The sequence below is a fragment of the Nonomuraea sp. 10N515B genome (genome assembly GCF_052245915.1).
Classification (GTDB): Bacteria; Actinomycetota; Actinomycetes; order Streptosporangiales; family Streptosporangiaceae; genus Nonomuraea.
Map to the genome: position 1 here is coordinate 1 of NZ_JBQQBQ010000073.1, position 15,127 is coordinate 15,127.

Below are 15,127 nucleotides of genomic sequence, written 5' to 3' on the forward strand. Positions count from 1 at the left end.
CGATCGACGACCTCGCCCAACAGGCAGGCCTCGCCGCCTAAACCCCGCCTAAACCAGCCCGTTCGAGCTCATTCGAACAAACTCCGGCTCACCATGACCGCCTCCGGGCGGCTAAGCCTTCTAGCCGAGGACGTCTTCGACGTCCAGCGCGCAGCATCGCAGCCGTTCGACGTCAAAGCGCAGGTAGTAGGCCTGGGTCGTGTCGCTTGAGGCATGTCCGAGGACGGCCGATATCACTGGCATCGGCGCGCCGTTGCCGATCATGGCCACGGCCAGCGCGCCGCGCAGGGAATGCATCCCGCACACCTGCCCGGGCGGGAACTCGATCCCCGCGCGGGCAGCGTAGCGCGACAGCCGGCTGGCAACCGAGGAGGAGCAGCCGAACGCGTCGAAGGGATGGCGGTGCTTGATGAACACCTTCGCGCAGGCGGTCTCGGGGCGGCCGTTCCGGACGTAATCGATGACCGCCCAGCCGACGTCGTCCAGCAGCGGCAGGCTCAGCGGCCGGCCCGTCTTGTGCTGGATGATCGTGAGGGTCTTCGCCCGCCAGTCCAGGTCGCCGAGCTCGAGCTGGCGCAGGTCGGAGATCCGCAGGCCGAGCCGTGCGGTCATCAGGATCATCGCGTAGTCGCGCTTGCCGGTGGCGGACTGGCGGTCGATCACGGTCAGCAGCCGCCGGATCTCCTCAGCGGTCCACAGGTGCGGCTCGGACTCGTGGCGCAGGTGCCGGTGCGGCGGCAGCCGGTCGGCCAGGCCCTGCGGTCCCCGGCCCGAGGAGGCCAGGAAGGCCAGGAAGTCCGCCAGGGACGACCTCATGCCCGCGACGGTCTTGCGGCGCAGCCCGCGTTGCCGCAGCAGGAAACCCGACACATCCCGCACGCCCAGGGCCGCCAGGTCACCGGCACCCGTCTCGTCCAGGTAGCCCAGGAAACGGCTGACCGCCTTGTCTTTCGCGGCCACGGTCGCCTCAGCGTTGCCGCGCGCCCGGCACGAGGCAACGTAGTCGTCCCGGAGCGGGCGGAACCGGGCAGGACAGCCGTCCTTCGCCGGGATCACCGGCCGACCGATGACGACCGCCCGGCCTGCCAGCGCGTCCGCCATCAAGACCGCCGGCCGGCGAACCGCCTTGACATCCCTGCCCGGCACTGGCTCCCGCAGCGCCCCCAGCCTGGTCCCAGTCTGGCCGGCGATGAAATCCACGCACACCTGGTCGCTCGCCGTGCTCAGACCGCGTCCGGCCAGGAAGACCGCGAACCGGTCCAGCACAGCCTGGTAGCGCCGGATCGTGCCCTCGGACCTTCCTGCCTCACGTAGTGCCGCCAGGACACGGCCCGCGGCGGCCCTGACATCTGCCTCTCCCATGAGGATCACCCCTGTTCGGTGGAGGAATGAACAAGGTGATCCTTCGCCGGGATTATGCGGACGGCAAGACGGGCTCCGCCGCCACTAGCAGCGGAAACGCCGCGGCAGGGCACATAACCCAGCCGTCCACATAATGTCTCAGGTCGTGAATGCGCGGGGTGCATCCCGATGACCGCGACCTCAACCCGGCGCGGATCACCAGCGCGTGGAAGATCTCCCAGACCCGGTTGTAACGCAACCGGCAGCCCCGGGTGGACAGCAACAGGGCAGATGATCGCGGGCAGGGTATGACCTGGTCACATAGCCGCAGGTAGTCCCGCAGCCCAGCGGTAGTCGTCGGGTGAAGCGGCAGCTGCCGGGTCTTCCCGAACTTGGTGTCGCGCACCGACAACACGCCGAGCGTGGCGTCGAAGTCCTCGCGGTCGAGCCGGATGGCTTCTCCGATGCGCATGCCGGTGACGGCCAGCAGCCGGATCAAGGTCTGATAGGTCGCGGCGGGGAACGGGACGGGCAACTGTCCGGCTGCCCGCGCCAAAGCGGCGATCTCGTGATCGGTATAGAGGTAAGGAACGACGTGTCGGTGGCCGCTGGGGATTAACCCGCGGGGCGGTATCTGATGTGCTGGATCGATCGCATGCAGGTGGGCCGCGAAACCGCGGACCATCGACAGGCGCATCGCCCACCAGCGCGGGCGCGCTGAGCTCGGCAAGGCCGCCCAGGCCAGAGCATGGTCGACGGTAACGGTCGTGGCTTGGCTCGCCGCGAGATACTCCAGGAACTGCCGTAGCAGCTTGGCGTGCCGCTCCATCTTGAACCCCATGGCCCGGCGGATGGCCAGGTACTCCTCCAGTCGCTGATGCAATCGGCTCACGTGGTCGCTCACGTGCTCTCCCCGGGCCAGGGACGAGCCAGCGCACGGAGTCCCTCGTAGTCGACCTTGGCGTATTGCGCGGTGGTGATCGCGTGCTGATGACGCAGTACCTGGCCGATCTCTTCCAGCGACGCCCCGGCATGGAGCATGCTGGTCGCCGCGGTGTGACGCAGTCGGTGCGCGAAGATGGTCCCCATGCCGCAGCGGCGGGAAGCGCGAGCCACCGCCTGCGTGACCGCGCCACGAGTCAAGGGCCGGTGCGGGGCACGAATCCCGACGAATACCGCCCGGGTTTTCGCCGGAGCCGGGCGACCTGCGCTCAGGTAGGCCACCACCGCCTCTCCGACATCGACTGGGAGCGGCAGACGGTCGTGCCGGTTTCCCTTGCCGCGCACCACGATCTCGCCCCGCCGCCAGTCGATGTCGTTCAGGCGCAGAGTGGCCACCTCACCGGCCCGCAGCCCCAACCTGGTCAGCATCAACAACATCGCCCGATCGCGCCGCCCGACCGGGGTGGTCAGGTCGCACGAGGCGAGTAGCCGAGTGACCTGCTCACTGGTGAGGTACTTGGGAAGCCCGGACAGCTTCCAGTTGGCGGCCGTAGGCACGGCTCCCACCAGTGAGGAGCCAGTCACTCCGCGCAGATGCAGGAATCGCAGCAGCGATCGAAGCGCCGTAGCCGTGCGTTGCACCGTCGCCGGTGCGACGTTCTGCCCGCAGGCCAGGATGAACGCAGTCACATCGACGGCAGTCAGTGTCTCCAGATTGAGGCGCCCGTCGCGGATCCGTCCGGTCAGGAACGGACGGATCAAGTCCGCTTCACGCTGGATGGTGGCTGAGACCAGTCCGCGTTCTCGAGCGAGATAGACCGCGTACTCGGCCAGGAACGACTCCACCGGCCCGAGCGCCTGCTCCCGCCCGGGCAACGGCGCGATCCCGATCTTCTGCAGATACTCCGTCAGCGGTCGCAGCGCCCGTAGTGACAGCCCATCGCGACACCCGCCGGCCCGGCGATCAGCGACGAACTCCTTCAGCAGCGGCGTACGCACCGCCGAACAGTCCATGCCGCGTTCTCCCAGCCACCGGCTGAGACCCGCCATCAGCCGAAGATGGACGACCCGGACTTCCCGTGAGTAACCGACCAGCTCCAACTCGTCGCTGAAGCCTGCCCGGAACGCCGCCAGTGGTCCCAGAACCTGGACCAGTGCTGGATCTCTCATGTTCCTCCCCTCTCCACGTGTTAGGAGAGGCAGAAACATGATCGAGAGCCTGTTATGCCGACCTCATCGTCTGGATACTGCTGGCCACTCAGGAAAACCAGCAGGAGGTCGGCATAACCCGTAGGTCCTCATAAGACGCCCTGCACACCCAGCAGGAACACGCCCGCCAGATCATCGCCGCCGGCGGCCACTACCTGTTCATCGCCAAGGGCAACCAGCCCACGCTGCACCGCCGGCTCAAGACTCTGCCCTGGCGCGAAGCGGTCCTCAACGACCGCACCGACGAGACCGGCCACGGCCGCCGCGAGATCCGCCGCATGAAGATCTGCACGGTCCGCCCCGATCTGCCCTTCCCGTACGCCGCCCAGGCGATCCAGGTCAAACGCCGCCGCACCGACCACCGAACCGGCAAGACCACCATCGTCACCATCTACGCCGTCACCAGCCTCCCACCGGGACGGATCACCCACGCCCAGCTCGCCACGCTCATCCGTGGCCACTGGAGCATCGAAGTCCTGCACCACATCCGCGACGTCACCTTCCGCGAGGACGCCTCCAAAATCCGCACCGGCACCGCACCCCGGATCATGGCGAGCCTCCGAAATCTGGCCATCGGTCTGACCCGCCTCATCGGCTGGACCAACATCACCGCCGCCACCGACCATTACCGCAGTCATCCCGCCGACGGACTCCAGCTCCTCGGTCTTACAACATGAGAACGCTTCGGCCCTGGTGGCGGTGGCCTGCTTGTTGGCTAACTCGGCGCTTCAAGAACGGTGCGCTGCGGCAGGTACAGGACCAAAAATCCCACCCTAACCCGTCGCGCCAAGTAGAGGCCGCCGCCCCAGCAACAACAGAAATGCACACGAACTTGGTCCGGCTTCCACACGATGAATCGAGGGTCTAAGATCGAGAGGGCTACATCGGACCCCAGGGGGCTCCAATGAAACGATCCAACCAAAAGCCTTCCAAAGATGCACGACGCCCTAAAGGCGACCGTCAAGCTAAACGCCGTCGTGGCGCGAAAACATGGTGGTCACGACAGAGCCCTTCAGCGAAGGCGATCTGGACGGGCGTTCTCATTGCGATCATTGCGGCCCCCTTTGTCGCTATACTTGAAGACTTCGGCGGGTTACTGTCTCCATTCTCACCCACAACTTCCATCACTGCTTCTCCATCCTCACCAACAACTTCCATCACTGCTTCTATAAGTCCACTATACGACAGCAACCATGGGTGGGTATTTTCAAAGAAAAAGGCCGAATTGAGCGCCGCTCCTTCCGTTGATGCGAAAGAAGAGGAGTGGGCAGAGTGGGTACAGAAAGAGGGCGGAGTGACCGCCGCGGGTGGAGCGGCAGCGAGAGTCACGATTGCCGGAACCTCCAGTAAGGCCGTTGTGCTTAGAGGGATGTCGGTTACAGTCCATGAGCGACGACCTCCAATACAGGGAACGTGGGTTGGCTACGGAGGTGCCGGTGAATTATCACCTAGACGCTTTCTGTTGGATCTCGATAAGAATCCTCCCTCCGTCCAACTTATAGTGCGCAAGAACGTCCCAAACGCCGATGGCGGCGATGATGAGGCAATAGATTTTCCTTACACAGTTTCTGAATCAGATATCGAAGAACTAGTTCTCTACGCGCATACAACGTCGCGCCAATGCTCCTGGACAGCCACACTCCATTGGGAGATTGGGACAGAAAAGAAAACGACGGTTATCGATAACGAGGGAAAGCCCTTCTGGGTGACAGCACCCGACGCCGCAAGAGAACGAATCAATCTATATGGTTTTTCGGAATCCTCACCCTAACCCTTCCGATCGCTCGTGCACCGACTTACCGTCCTAGCTGCGGTGCACCGGACGAGCGTCAAGCCGATTTGGTAGATAGTGCCCAATGGACACACGAGGAGGAGCGATGGAATACGTGCAGGTCCTAACGACTGTTGAGAGTCCGACAGATGGGGAAAATCTGGCGCGGAGCATTACAGAGGCGCGGCTTGCCGCATGTGTTCAGATCGTCGGGCCGATTCGGTCCCTCTACTGGTGGCGAGGCACCTTGCGCGACGAGCAGGAATGGCAGTTGGTCATCAAAACTAGGAGCGCTCTACTGGCTGCGCTTGAGAACCACATCAAGGCCAACCACAGTTACGAGACACCTGAAATCATCGCAACCGAAATTGCTGCAGGGAGCGGCGATTATCTGGACTGGATTAGCGCGGAGACGCAGAGAATTGACGCTTCGTGACGGCCAATTCTTCCAGGAATGCCCGGACTGGTGGTTGAGTTTGCCAGCGCCTGAGTGACTCTGCGAGCACGATGAATCGCGGTAGCCAGATGCCGGATTCCGTTTCGCGGATGATCGCGAGACCTTCTCTGGCTGCTTTGGCGGCTTCTTTCACTGAGCCATGCACGATGTGAGCTGTGGCGATGTCGCCAAGAATGATGCCTGCTCGCTTTCGTTCTACCTCAGGTAGGCGTGCTATGACGGCACGTGCTACTTGTTCGGCTTCGTCTAGTCGGCCGATTTGGGCGTAGGTTGAGATCTGGAAGGAGTCGAAGCGGTCCCGGTCTAGGAATCTTGTCCATACGCGATCCTCTTCCGGATCGGCGATATTGAACGCTTCGCTGGCGTTAGCCCAGGATTGAAGGGCTGCTTCCTTTTCTCCTAGTGCCGCGCTTTCTTCTGCGTGTCTCGCGGCCAGCCACGATGTGGTGCCAGGAGATGTGTCCCTGGGCAAATGCTGGAGCGCGGTTGCCAGGAGCGAGCGCGCCCGCCCATGGTTTCCCTTGCCGCTTGGTATGTAGCTTCTGTATCCGAATGCGCAGGCGATGATGGCCGGGTCGTTGGCCTCTTTGGAGGCTTTCTCGGCCGTGTCGTAGAAGTTCCGCGCAGCTGATACGTTTCCCAGATCTGTTGCGATCCAACCGGCGAGCACGCTGCTTTCGCCGGCAACCACGATCAAGCGTCTGCGAAGCTCGTCTTTGGGATCCGTGGCTGTGCCGTTTAGGATGGTTCCGACTTCGTTCAAGTGGGCCGCCAGCCCCTTGTAAATCGTATGTGCGGGGAGCATTTCTTCGAGGCGATGGAAGCCAGCGGCCCTCGCTTCCATCTCCCGTACTACTGCTTCGTCAATTGCGCTTGGCCTTGACAGCGCGAATGCGACTTTCTCCCACGCCTCATTCTGAGCTAGAGCTGACTGGGCACCGAGTTGTGCGACCATAGCCAGCAATTCGCGGCGCTTCAACGGCTCGCCCCTTTTCCCGATCGCTTCAGCGAAGATCTGCAAGTCGAAAGTGTCTGTGGGGATCTGGACACCGTCACTGACGACCTGTGCACCGCCTCTGCCACCGGAGGACGCCAAGCCCAAATGGCGACGCAAGGGAGCAGGCATGCCCAAACCATCAGCGAACGCCTCAAATGTATGCTTTGCGGTCGGGATGCGCTTGCCGCTCTTGTACTCGCTGATGCGCCCTTGGGGGATCCCGGTGAAGTTCGCGATCTGCCCTTGGGTGATGCCGTACTTGGTGAGGATGCGGATCACTCCGCCGAGATCACGCTGTTTGCACACGTCTTCCACGTCCTGACGTGCGAAAACAGTCTCAAGAACTTGTCGCACTCGCTCTTGATCCACAGTCATGGCGGCGTTCCGTTCCCCTGGTAGCGCAGCCTTTCGAGAGAAGTGAAGCTCTTCAAGTCCATCACACCGTGAGATATCACGGTGAGATTCTGCGAAACCGGTTTGCTTGGGAGCCTCACATCAGTTCGTGGCGCAGGTCAGAGCTGATCTGAGGCAGTTTCAAAGATCCGCATTTGTCTGGCTTCCGCCCGTTCCTTTGCTCGGGAAAGCGGAGTTGCGGGAGGCCGGTTCCATGACTGGGGAGCACGAGGCGATACGCCTCACCTCCATGGACCCGGTTGCCGTGGCTGACCAGCTAAGACGAGAGCTCGCCCAGCACGGGATCACGGCCGATGTGAACGACGGCTACGGGCTGGCCGTGGTGTCGGTCTGGCGTGGTCTGGTCGTGTGGACGAACGGTGATCTCTTCTGGTGGCGTGCAGGCTGGAATGAGCGACGCGCCCGCGCAACCTATGTCTGCCATCCCGCGACAGACCCGAAGCGGGCTGCTCAACGTATCGCCATCCGCTACGGCGATCTTCGTACCAGAGGTTCTTCCACGCCGGGCGGGTCGTGATCGGGCGTGGCACTTGAGAAGTGGAGCAAGGCCCATCCGGACGCTCATGAAGCGGTCCTCCTGGGGGAGCGTCACGCAACATACGAGGCGCTTTCGAGAGTCGAATTCCTCGACTGGTTCGATCTGAATGTCGATGACATCCGTGACGGTTACACCGCCACTGGGCTGTATCACCTGTATTTGCAGGCTCGAATTCGCACGCGAATGGACGGGCCTCCCTGACGCGCGACGGTGCGGTTGACGGCTCTCACGCCCTGCCCACTGTGTCCCGCACCGTCGCGTCAACGCCCCCGGCAGAGCCCTTCTGCGCTCGTGAGAGCGCCAGTTCCCAAGGGGCTCTGTCGGGGGTCCTCTTGTGTGGGCACGCGCTGTGAGCTGGGGCTTATCTCACCACAGGATCTAATCCATCTCATCGCCGGATGTTTTTGATCTCATCGCATGATCACACCGCGTGATGGGTTCAGCCCTTCCCCGAAACCTACCTTCGCCTCGTAGGTCACCGGAAACGGAAGGGATGTGATCTAGATGAACACAGCTCAGCGCCACCACCGCAGCGAACTGACCGCCGGGTTGCGTGCCCTGGCCACCTTCCTGGACAGCCACCCGCACGTGCCCGTTCCCAAGTACGGAACCGTTCGGGTGTCGGTCCACACCAACTACGACACCGACGCCAGCAGCGAGGCTGAGGCGATCGCCGAAGTCGAGCGGATCGCCGCCCTGCTGGGCACCACGCCCACGGTCGAGAACGGACACCACGTCGCCGGTGCCGAGTTCGGCAGCGTCCGTTACGAAGCCATCCTGATCACGCAGGCAGCGATGGCCCGCCGCGAAGCGCTGGACTCCTACCGCGACGCGATCACCCTCGACGACATCGAGGGGGCGTGAGCAGTGGACTTCGGACTCTTCATCGTGTTCCTCGCCCTGGTCCTGGGGGCCGCCACGCTGGTGCTCTTCGTGGTGCTGGTCGTCGCGATCCGCGCCGAGGATCGCCGCCACGCCCTGACTGGAACCCTGAGCCGTCGCCTGCTGGGCACCCATGACCACCGCAGCCGGCAGACCGCCTACGCCGGGAGGAGGTGAAGCCCTGATGCGCACGCTCCCGATCCTGCCTGGCCGGTGCCTGTGCGGCGCCAACGCCACCCCCGGAAACCGGCGCTGCCGCAAGTGCCGCGCCCGCTGGCGCTGGTTCCGCCGCAAGTCCCGGCACGACGGCATCTAGCCCGCCCTCCGTCCCCAGCCCCCCGAACTCCTGTGAGAGGAGGTGAAGCCCCATGAACGTGACTGTTCCGCTGGTGCTCGTGTTCGGCGCGCTGGTGTTCATCGCTTGGCGCTATCTGGGCCTGCGCTGGTGGCACGCGCTGATCTGCCTGCTGTTCGGCTTCCTGCTGGCCGCTACCACGCTCGCTCCCGACATCCGCGCCGTCCTCAGCGCCGCCCTGAGCTGGATCACCGGCCACTGACCCCGTCCCCAACCGAAGGATGTGATGCCTAATGACCCATCGCCACCCGTACCCGCACACTGATCTTCAGGAGGTTGCCCACCGCAACACCACCGCCGCTCAACTCCTGGCGGCACTCACCCGAGACCCCCTGCCGCTTCTCCCCATCTTGGCGCACGTGATCGCCGCCCTCGACGACATCGAAGCTCTGATCGATGAGGTCACCGGTCTTCGCGCCGAACTGGCCAGCGTCCGTTACCAGCGCGCCAACCTGCTGGCCGCCATCCGCGCCACCCTGGCGGCCGATCACGACGGCGACGACGACCCCCTGTACTACGTGCGTGACGAGCTGCACGCCCAGACCCACACCGCCGAGACGGGCGGAGAGGGCCGATGAGCAAGCATCGGGCATCGCGCTATGAACTGCGCCGCAACGCTCGCAGGATGCGCCGCTACGGCGTCCAACCCGTCGCCATGATCGACGACTTGGAGTTCGCGCCCCTGGCCATCGCCGGAATCGCCCGCCTGACCTGGCGCTACCGATCCGAACTCGCCCCGCTCACCGTCGCCGTTTCTGTCCTGATCAGCGGCATGATCCTGCGGCGATGGTTCCCCGAATGGTGGCCCACCATCGTACTCAGCACGATCGGGACGGCTGGCGCGCTGGCCATCTGGGGCCGATGGGTCAACATCCCCCGCCCGATCGAACGCGGCTATGCCGCCGTCACCACGGCGTTCGCCGGAACCTGGCTCACCCTGGCCGCCCACTTCGGGCCGTTCACGACACCCCTGCCCGCCGTGCTCGGCATCGGCGCTTTCGTGCTGGCCGTGCCCTGGTGGGCGCACCGTCGCAGGCGCGCCCGCGTACGTGTCGAGCGCACGCTGGCCGCCTGGCCGGACATCGCCCAAGCCGTCGGCCTCGCCGGATCCCGCATCCAATCGGCCATGGTGGACCTGTGGGGCTACCGCTTCCGCCTCGGGCTGGGCGTCGGCCAGACCGTCGAAGACGCGGTCAACGCCATCCCCCGCCTGGAATCGGCGCTCGGCACCACCCGCGGCGGCGTGCGCGTCCAGCCGGTGACCAGCAAGAAGGCCAACCGCGCCGACGTACGAGTGATCGAAACCGACCCGCACGCCGACGCCATCGCCTGGCCAGGCCCCTCCATCACCACCATCACGCAACCGGCCAAGCTCGGGCTGTTCGAAGACGGCGCGCCCGTCCGCGTCCCCCTCCTGCGACGCCACGGGCTGTTCGCGGGCATGTCCGGCGCGGGCAAGTCCGGCGGCGTGAACGTCCTGCTCGGGGACCTGACCGCCTGCCCAGATGTGATCCTGTGGGCGGTCGACCTCAAGCGCGGCATGGAACTGCTGCCCTGGGCATCATGCATCGATCGCCTGGCCACCACCCCGCAAGAGGCAGAAGCCCTACTTGCCGACGCCGTGATCATCCTCGACGGACGCGCCGACGACCTCACGCAACGCGGCGAACGCGTCTGGGAACCCTCGCCGGACAGACCCGCGCTGATCATCATCATCGACGAGTACGCCGAGTTGGCCAGCGAAGCCCCACGCGCGATCGACTACGCCGACTCGATCGCCCGACGTGGCCGCGCACCAGCGGTGAACCTGATCGCCGCTACCCAACGCCCCTCCAAGGACGCGATGGGCAAGAGCGCGGTCCGCTCACAGATGGATGTCCGGCTGTGCTTCCGCGTCCGGGAACCCCGCGACGGTGACCTCATCCTGGGACAGGGCATGGTCAAGGCCGGATGGCACCCGCACAAGCTGGACGCCCCCGGCAAGTTCCTGATCAGCTCCCCGGAACACGACATCCCCCGCCGCGCCCGGACCTACCTAATGGACGACGCGCGCGTACAGGCCACCGCCGAACAGCACGCCGAACACCGCCCGCCCCTCGACGAGGTATCGGCTCAAGCCCTGCAACGCGCAGCCGAGATGCCCGCCACACCGCCACAATCCACCGTCCGGCCGTCACCACGGCACGCCCGCGACAACGCCGTACGGGAGGCTGAGGAGGCCCTGACAACCGCGCTGAGTCAAGCACCCGGCGATGGGGTCACCATCGGTGATCTCATGCACGTAACCGGCATGCGCCGCACGTGGGTCTACCAACGTCTTCAGGATCTGGGCCGTGCGCGCCAGGTCGAACAGGTCGCGCGGGGACGCTGGCGAGCCCTCCCCGAGATACACGATCCGTAATCGTCCGCGTCCGCCGTCCGCGTCCGTCCGCGCGTCTGCGCGTGTATAGGGCGCGACAGACGCGGACGGACGAACGAACGGACAATCACACTCCGTAGCCATCGACCGTGCGCGGGAACCCCGCAAGGAAGGGAGCCGCCCGCCCGACGAACGAGAGGGGGGATGCACATGCAGGCATACACCGTCGAACAAGTCGCGGAGATGCTGAACATCGGACGCGACAAGGTCTACTTCCTTCTCCGTACCGGCCAGCTCAAGAGCATCAAGATCGGCAAGCTCCGCCGGATCACCGACCGGCACCTCGCCGACTTCATTTCCTTGCTGGAAGCGATAGACGAGGCGTAGAACAGCGTGCTACAACGTTCTACAGGGCCGGTTGTGCGGCACCGCCGCACAACCGGCAAGCGCCTCTTGATAACTGCATGACACGAAAGGAAGCCGTCAATGACGAGCGACCGAACGACCCTGCCTCCCGTACGGGTGGACGCGGACCTGAAAGACCGTCTCCGCAGGTACGCCGAGTCGCAGGAACGAGATGTGTCGTGGGTGATCAGGAAGGCGATAGAGGAGTACCTCAACCGTCACGAGAAGGGGTGATCCCTTGGCCAAGATCCTGATCGGCAAGTACGAAGCGACCATCTATCCCGAGGGGGACGGCTACACCGGAGCCATCTCCCTCGGTTTCGGCCCAGATGGCAAGCGCCAGCGCCTCAAGCGCAAGGCCAAGACCAAGACGGCGGTCAAGGACAAGCTGATCAAGGCTGTCAAGGACCTTGAGGCGGGCATCACCGCATCGGAGACCTACACCGTGCGCGATGCCGTCAACGACTGGCTCAGCAAGGGCCTCAAGGGCAGGTCCGGGAGCACCGTCACCAAGCAACGCATCCTCGCCGAGACGCACGTTATCCCCAGGCTGGGGAACCTCAAGCTCCAGCAGCTACGCGCGGATCACGTGGATGAGTGGCTCGACGAACTCTCAAGCGACCTGGCCACCCGGACACTGCGAGATGTCCACAGCGTGCTGAAGCGGGCCATCCGGCAAGCTCAGGCACGTGACCTGGTGCTGAGGAATGTCGCCGAGTTGGTCACCACGCCCACGGGCAAGGATGGCAGGCCCAGCAAGGCACTCACCCGGCAGCAGGCAGAAGCGATGCTCAAAGCCGCAGAGTCGTCCGGACTCCACGCCTACGTGGTGCTCAGCCTCACCACGGGCATCCGCACCGAGGAAGCCCGCGCACTGCGTTGGGATCACGTCATCGCCTGGATCCCCAGCCTCAAGGCGTGGCACCCGGTGACCGAGGCAGGGTTCAAGCACAAGAGGTTCGCCATCTACGTGTGGCGAGCTGACCGAGTAGGAGGTGACACCAAGACCCGCAAGTCGCGCCGAACGCTGGAACTGCCCAAGCTCGCCGCTGAGGCACTCCGGCAACACCACAGGCGCCACGCCGCCCACAAGCTCAAGGCGGGCGAGGCATGGCAAGATCACAACCTGGTGTTCTGCACGAGCGTCGGCACCCCGCTGGACGCGGCAAACGTACGGCGAGCGTTCCGGCACATCACCAAGAACGCGGGGATCGGAACCGACTGGACACCCCGCGAACTGCGTCACTCGTTCGTCTCGATCATGAGTGACCAGGGCGTTCCCATCGAGACCATCGCCGATCTCGTCGGGCACGCGGGCACCAGCGTCACAGAGGCGGTCTACCGGCACCAGCTCAAGCCGGTGATCACCAAGGGCGCCCACACCATGAACACAATCTTCGGCGACAAGCCGACGGGTTGAGTCCGAGTGAGATGGCTCCCCGATTGGCTCCTATCGACTTCCAGAAACGGAAAAGGGCCCGACCCGCTTAGCGAATCAAGCCCTCTACCTGGTCAAACAGTGTCGGGGTGGCGGGATTTGAACCCACGACCTCTTCGTCCCGAACGAAGCGCGCTGCCAAGCTGCGCTACACCCCGGCGCACGCCGGTCTTGCGCGTGCTTGGAAAAGTCTAGCGGACTCTCAAGGTGCTTGTGACCGCCTTTATCTCCGGGGGACGAGGGTGAGGAGGGAGGCCTCGGGGAAGCAGGCGAAGCGGGCAGGTGCGTATGGGGAGGTGCCGAGGCCGGCGGACACGTGGAGCCAGGCGGACTCGTGGTGGCTCAAGCCCTTCACCCTGGCGCGGTCGATGCCGCAGTTGGTCACCAGGGCGCCGTAGAACGGGATGCAGAGCTGGCCGCCGTGGGTGTGGCCGGCCAGCAGGAGCTGGTAGCCGTCGGCGGCGAAGAGGCTCATGTTGCGGGGCTCCGGTGAGTGCATGACGCCCAGGCGGAGGTCGGCGTCCGCCGGGACGGGCCCGGCCACCAGGTCGTAGCGGTCGCGGGAGATGTGGGAGTCGTGGATGCCGGCCACCGCCACGTCCAGGTCGGCCACCTTGATGCGGGCCGTGGTGTTGTTCATGTCGAGCCAGCCCTCGGACGCCATGCCTGCCCCCAGCTCCTCCCACGGGAGGTTGGGTATGTGCTGGCGGCGTTCGTTTCTGGACGTGCGCCACAGGTAGCGGGCCGGGTTCTTCGGCTTCGGGGCGTAGAGGTCGTTGGAGCCGTAGACGAACAGGCCCGGGCGGGACAGCAGCGGCTCCAGGGCGTGGAGGAGCGAGGGCACGGCGTCCGGGTGGGCGATCGAGTCGCCGGTGTTGACCACCAGGTCCGGCTTGAGCGCGCCGAGCGAGCGGACCCAGTTGATGAGCATCGTGCGGCGCGGCGTCAGATGCAGGTCCGACAGGTGGAGGACGCGCACGGGACGCTGGCCGCGCTGGAGCACGGGCACGTCGAAGCGGCGCAGCCGGAACGAGTTGCGCTCCACCACAGAGGCGTAACCCAGCCCGGCCAGGCCGAGACCGAGCATGGACAGAGGTACTGCGACGGCTTTCCTCACCTACTCATGATGCCCGACATCCGGCGCGAGGTGTCCGCGCAGGCGGCAAGATGGACCGCATGAGCGCATTGAAAGACAAGCTGAAGGCCGATCTGACGGCCTCGCTGAAGAGCCGGGACGAGGTCCGTCTCCGGACGATTCGCATGGCACTTGCCGCGGTGAACGTCGAGGAGGTCGCCGGCAAGCAGGCCAGGGAGCTTTCGGATGACGAGATCATCAAGGTGCTGACCAAGGAGGCCAAGAAGCGGCGGGAAGCGGCGGAGGCGTTCAGCAACGCCGGGCGCGCCGAGCAGGCGCAGGCGGAGCTGGACGAGCAGGCGGTGCTGGAGGCTTACCTGCCGGCGCAGCTGTCCGACGAGGAGCTGGTCGAGCTCGTCGACGCCGCCATCGCCGAGGCTGGCGCCTCTGGGCCGCAGGCCATGGGGCAGGTCATGAAGGTCGTCAATCCGAAGGTCGCGGGGAGGGCCGAGGGGGGTCGGGTGGCTGCCACCGTCCGGGCCCGCTTGGCCGCAGGCTGACGCCCGCCACCGTCAGGGCCCCTTTGGCCGCCAGGGCCCCTTTGGTCGCCGGCTGACGCCCGCCACCGCTGTACAGGCCCGCTACGCCGCCGCCGGTCGGCATGATCGCCTGCGTTCGTCGCCACCCGCCGCGCTTCGGTGCAGGGCCGTCAGGCGGCGAGGCCGGGACGAGGTGCAGGAAGCGGCGGTGACGATTGCGATGGGCCCTCGGTAAGCGGCGGCGATCGCGATGCGGCCCTGGTAAACGGTGGCCATCGCGATGAGGCCCGGTAAGCGGCGGTGATGATCAGCCGACGGGGTCGGAGACCTGCGGCTGGGCCTGCAGACCCGAGGCGGGTCTTTCGCGCAGGCCCGTGGCCGGGTCTCGCGCAGGCCCGTGGCGGC

At 65.2% G+C, this 15,127-nt stretch carries 19 protein-coding genes and 1 tRNA gene; 14 read left to right on the plus strand and 6 right to left on the minus strand.

Going from position 1 to position 15,127, the window contains the following annotated elements; translation table 11 throughout:
• Positions 1-120: 120 nt before the first annotated feature.
• From ACTWQA_RS50705 to ACTWQA_RS50715, 3 genes are read right to left on the minus strand one after another with little or no spacing between them, the layout of a single operon-like run.
• Positions 121-1,362 (minus strand): site-specific integrase, encoded by a 1,242-nt coding sequence (locus ACTWQA_RS50705; protein WP_443166008.1) that lies wholly within the window; start codon positions 1,360-1,362, stop codon positions 121-123.
• A gap of 52 nt (positions 1,363-1,414) precedes the next feature.
• Complete coding sequence (locus ACTWQA_RS50710) at positions 1,415-2,245, minus strand: tyrosine-type recombinase/integrase (protein ID WP_443166009.1); 831 nt, start codon at positions 2,243-2,245, stop codon at positions 1,415-1,417.
• On the minus strand, positions 2,242-3,333 hold the full coding sequence (locus ACTWQA_RS50715) for a tyrosine-type recombinase/integrase (protein ID WP_327586885.1): 1,092 nt from the start codon (positions 3,331-3,333) through the stop codon (positions 2,242-2,244). The genes ACTWQA_RS50710 and ACTWQA_RS50715 overlap by 4 nt, the downstream gene beginning before the upstream one ends.
• Positions 3,334-3,647: 314 nt before the next feature.
• Between ACTWQA_RS50715 and ACTWQA_RS50720 the strand changes: the two genes are divergently transcribed.
• The 3 genes from ACTWQA_RS50720 (at position 3,648) to cutA (ending at position 5,699) form a co-directional block, all read left to right on the plus strand.
• A complete protein-coding gene (locus ACTWQA_RS50720) occupies positions 3,648-4,169 on the plus strand; it encodes an ISAs1 family transposase (protein ID WP_443166045.1) in 522 nt (173 codons plus the stop codon).
• Between the two features lie 227 nt (positions 4,170-4,396).
• Entirely contained in the window at positions 4,397-5,263 is an 867-nt protein-coding gene (locus tag ACTWQA_RS50725) for a hypothetical protein (RefSeq protein WP_443166010.1), read from the plus strand.
• A 106-nt stretch (positions 5,264-5,369) separates the two neighbouring features.
• Positions 5,370-5,699 carry a divalent-cation tolerance protein CutA gene (gene cutA, locus ACTWQA_RS50730; protein ID WP_443166011.1) on the plus strand — a complete coding sequence of 110 codons (330 nt, stop codon included), beginning with the start codon at positions 5,370-5,372 and terminating at the stop codon, positions 5,697-5,699.
• Here cutA and ACTWQA_RS50735 read toward each other — a convergent pair.
• A complete protein-coding gene (locus ACTWQA_RS50735; protein ID WP_443166012.1) occupies positions 5,665-7,092 on the minus strand; it encodes a helix-turn-helix domain-containing protein in 1,428 nt (475 codons plus the stop codon). The genes cutA and ACTWQA_RS50735 overlap by 35 nt on opposite strands.
• A gap of 232 nt (positions 7,093-7,324) precedes the next feature.
• On the opposite strand from ACTWQA_RS50735, the gene ACTWQA_RS50740 reads away from it, so the two are divergent.
• The 10 genes from ACTWQA_RS50740 to ACTWQA_RS50785 all read left to right on the plus strand — a co-directional run bounded on the left by ACTWQA_RS50740 (position 7,325) and on the right by ACTWQA_RS50785 (position 13,090).
• Positions 7,325-7,648, plus strand: coding sequence for a hypothetical protein (locus ACTWQA_RS50740; protein WP_443166013.1), 324 nt, complete (start codon positions 7,325-7,327; stop codon positions 7,646-7,648).
• 525 nt (positions 7,649-8,173) lie between these two features.
• Positions 8,174-8,533, plus strand: a complete 360-nt coding sequence (locus ACTWQA_RS50745) for a hypothetical protein (RefSeq protein WP_443166014.1) — start codon at positions 8,174-8,176, stop codon at positions 8,531-8,533.
• Between the two features lie 3 nt (positions 8,534-8,536).
• The gene (locus ACTWQA_RS50750) at positions 8,537-8,728 is read left to right on the plus strand and encodes a hypothetical protein (protein WP_443166015.1); all 192 of its coding nucleotides are present in this window, start codon (positions 8,537-8,539) and stop codon (positions 8,726-8,728) included.
• Positions 8,729-8,735: 7 nt separating this feature from the next.
• Positions 8,736-8,867 (plus strand): hypothetical protein, encoded by a 132-nt coding sequence (locus ACTWQA_RS50755; RefSeq protein WP_443166016.1) that lies wholly within the window; start codon positions 8,736-8,738, stop codon positions 8,865-8,867.
• Positions 8,868-8,919: 52 nt separating this feature from the next.
• On the plus strand, positions 8,920-9,108 hold the full coding sequence (locus tag ACTWQA_RS50760; RefSeq protein WP_443166017.1) for a hypothetical protein: 189 nt from the start codon (positions 8,920-8,922) through the stop codon (positions 9,106-9,108).
• Between the two features lie 31 nt (positions 9,109-9,139).
• Complete coding sequence (locus ACTWQA_RS50765; RefSeq protein WP_443166018.1) at positions 9,140-9,484, plus strand: hypothetical protein; 345 nt, start codon at positions 9,140-9,142, stop codon at positions 9,482-9,484.
• Positions 9,481-11,307 (plus strand): FtsK/SpoIIIE domain-containing protein, encoded by a 1,827-nt coding sequence (locus tag ACTWQA_RS50770; RefSeq protein WP_443166019.1) that lies wholly within the window; start codon positions 9,481-9,483, stop codon positions 11,305-11,307. Before ACTWQA_RS50765 ends, ACTWQA_RS50770 begins: the two co-directional genes overlap by 4 nt.
• Positions 11,308-11,469: 162 nt before the next feature.
• Positions 11,470-11,652 (plus strand): helix-turn-helix domain-containing protein, encoded by a 183-nt coding sequence (locus ACTWQA_RS50775; RefSeq protein ID WP_443166020.1) that lies wholly within the window; start codon positions 11,470-11,472, stop codon positions 11,650-11,652.
• 99 nt (positions 11,653-11,751) lie between these two features.
• Positions 11,752-11,904, plus strand: coding sequence for a CopG family ribbon-helix-helix protein (locus tag ACTWQA_RS50780; protein ID WP_443166021.1), 153 nt, complete (start codon positions 11,752-11,754; stop codon positions 11,902-11,904).
• 4 nt (positions 11,905-11,908) lie between these two features.
• Positions 11,909-13,090 carry a tyrosine-type recombinase/integrase gene (locus tag ACTWQA_RS50785; protein ID WP_443166022.1) on the plus strand — a complete coding sequence of 394 codons (1,182 nt, stop codon included), beginning with the start codon at positions 11,909-11,911 and terminating at the stop codon, positions 13,088-13,090.
• Between the two features lie 102 nt (positions 13,091-13,192).
• On the opposite strand, the gene ACTWQA_RS50790 is transcribed toward ACTWQA_RS50785, so the two are convergent.
• A tRNA-Pro gene (locus ACTWQA_RS50790) sits at positions 13,193-13,266 on the minus strand.
• A gap of 65 nt (positions 13,267-13,331) precedes the next feature.
• Complete coding sequence (locus ACTWQA_RS50795; RefSeq protein ID WP_443166046.1) at positions 13,332-14,195, minus strand: metallophosphoesterase; 864 nt, start codon at positions 14,193-14,195, stop codon at positions 13,332-13,334.
• An 89-nt stretch (positions 14,196-14,284) separates the two neighbouring features.
• Between ACTWQA_RS50795 and ACTWQA_RS50800 the strand changes: the two genes are divergently transcribed.
• Entirely contained in the window at positions 14,285-14,743 is a 459-nt protein-coding gene (locus ACTWQA_RS50800; RefSeq protein ID WP_305914322.1) for a GatB/YqeY domain-containing protein, read from the plus strand.
• The last annotated feature ends 384 nt before the right edge of the window (positions 14,744-15,127 follow it).

What these genes read in the sequence shown, in the direction of transcription:
- ACTWQA_RS50705 (WP_443166008.1), bottom strand. Translation starts at nt 1,362, where the DNA reads ATGGGAGAGGCAGATGTCAGGGCCGCCGCGGGCCGTGTCCTGGCGGCA.
- ACTWQA_RS50715 (WP_327586885.1), bottom strand. Translation starts at nt 3,333, where the DNA reads ATGGCGGGTCTCAGCCGGTGGCTGGGAGAACGCGGCATGGACTGTTCG.
- ACTWQA_RS50725 (WP_443166010.1), top strand. Translation starts at nt 4,397, where the DNA reads ATGAAACGATCCAACCAAAAGCCTTCCAAAGATGCACGACGCCCTAAA.
- cutA (WP_443166011.1), top strand. Translation starts at nt 5,370, where the DNA reads ATGGAATACGTGCAGGTCCTAACGACTGTTGAGAGTCCGACAGATGGG.
- ACTWQA_RS50735 (WP_443166012.1), bottom strand. Translation starts at nt 7,092, where the DNA reads ATGACTGTGGATCAAGAGCGAGTGCGACAAGTTCTTGAGACTGTTTTC.
- ACTWQA_RS50740 (WP_443166013.1), top strand. Translation starts at nt 7,325, where the DNA reads ATGACTGGGGAGCACGAGGCGATACGCCTCACCTCCATGGACCCGGTT.
- ACTWQA_RS50745 (WP_443166014.1), top strand. Translation starts at nt 8,174, where the DNA reads ATGAACACAGCTCAGCGCCACCACCGCAGCGAACTGACCGCCGGGTTG.
- ACTWQA_RS50755 (WP_443166016.1), top strand. Translation starts at nt 8,736, where the DNA reads ATGCGCACGCTCCCGATCCTGCCTGGCCGGTGCCTGTGCGGCGCCAAC.
- ACTWQA_RS50760 (WP_443166017.1), top strand. Translation starts at nt 8,920, where the DNA reads ATGAACGTGACTGTTCCGCTGGTGCTCGTGTTCGGCGCGCTGGTGTTC.
- ACTWQA_RS50765 (WP_443166018.1), top strand. Translation starts at nt 9,140, where the DNA reads ATGACCCATCGCCACCCGTACCCGCACACTGATCTTCAGGAGGTTGCC.
- ACTWQA_RS50770 (WP_443166019.1), top strand. Translation starts at nt 9,481, where the DNA reads ATGAGCAAGCATCGGGCATCGCGCTATGAACTGCGCCGCAACGCTCGC.
- ACTWQA_RS50775 (WP_443166020.1), top strand. Translation starts at nt 11,470, where the DNA reads ATGCACATGCAGGCATACACCGTCGAACAAGTCGCGGAGATGCTGAAC.
- ACTWQA_RS50780 (WP_443166021.1), top strand. Translation starts at nt 11,752, where the DNA reads ATGACGAGCGACCGAACGACCCTGCCTCCCGTACGGGTGGACGCGGAC.
- ACTWQA_RS50795 (WP_443166046.1), bottom strand. Translation starts at nt 14,195, where the DNA reads ATGCTCGGTCTCGGCCTGGCCGGGCTGGGTTACGCCTCTGTGGTGGAG.
- ACTWQA_RS50800 (WP_305914322.1), top strand. Translation starts at nt 14,285, where the DNA reads ATGAGCGCATTGAAAGACAAGCTGAAGGCCGATCTGACGGCCTCGCTG.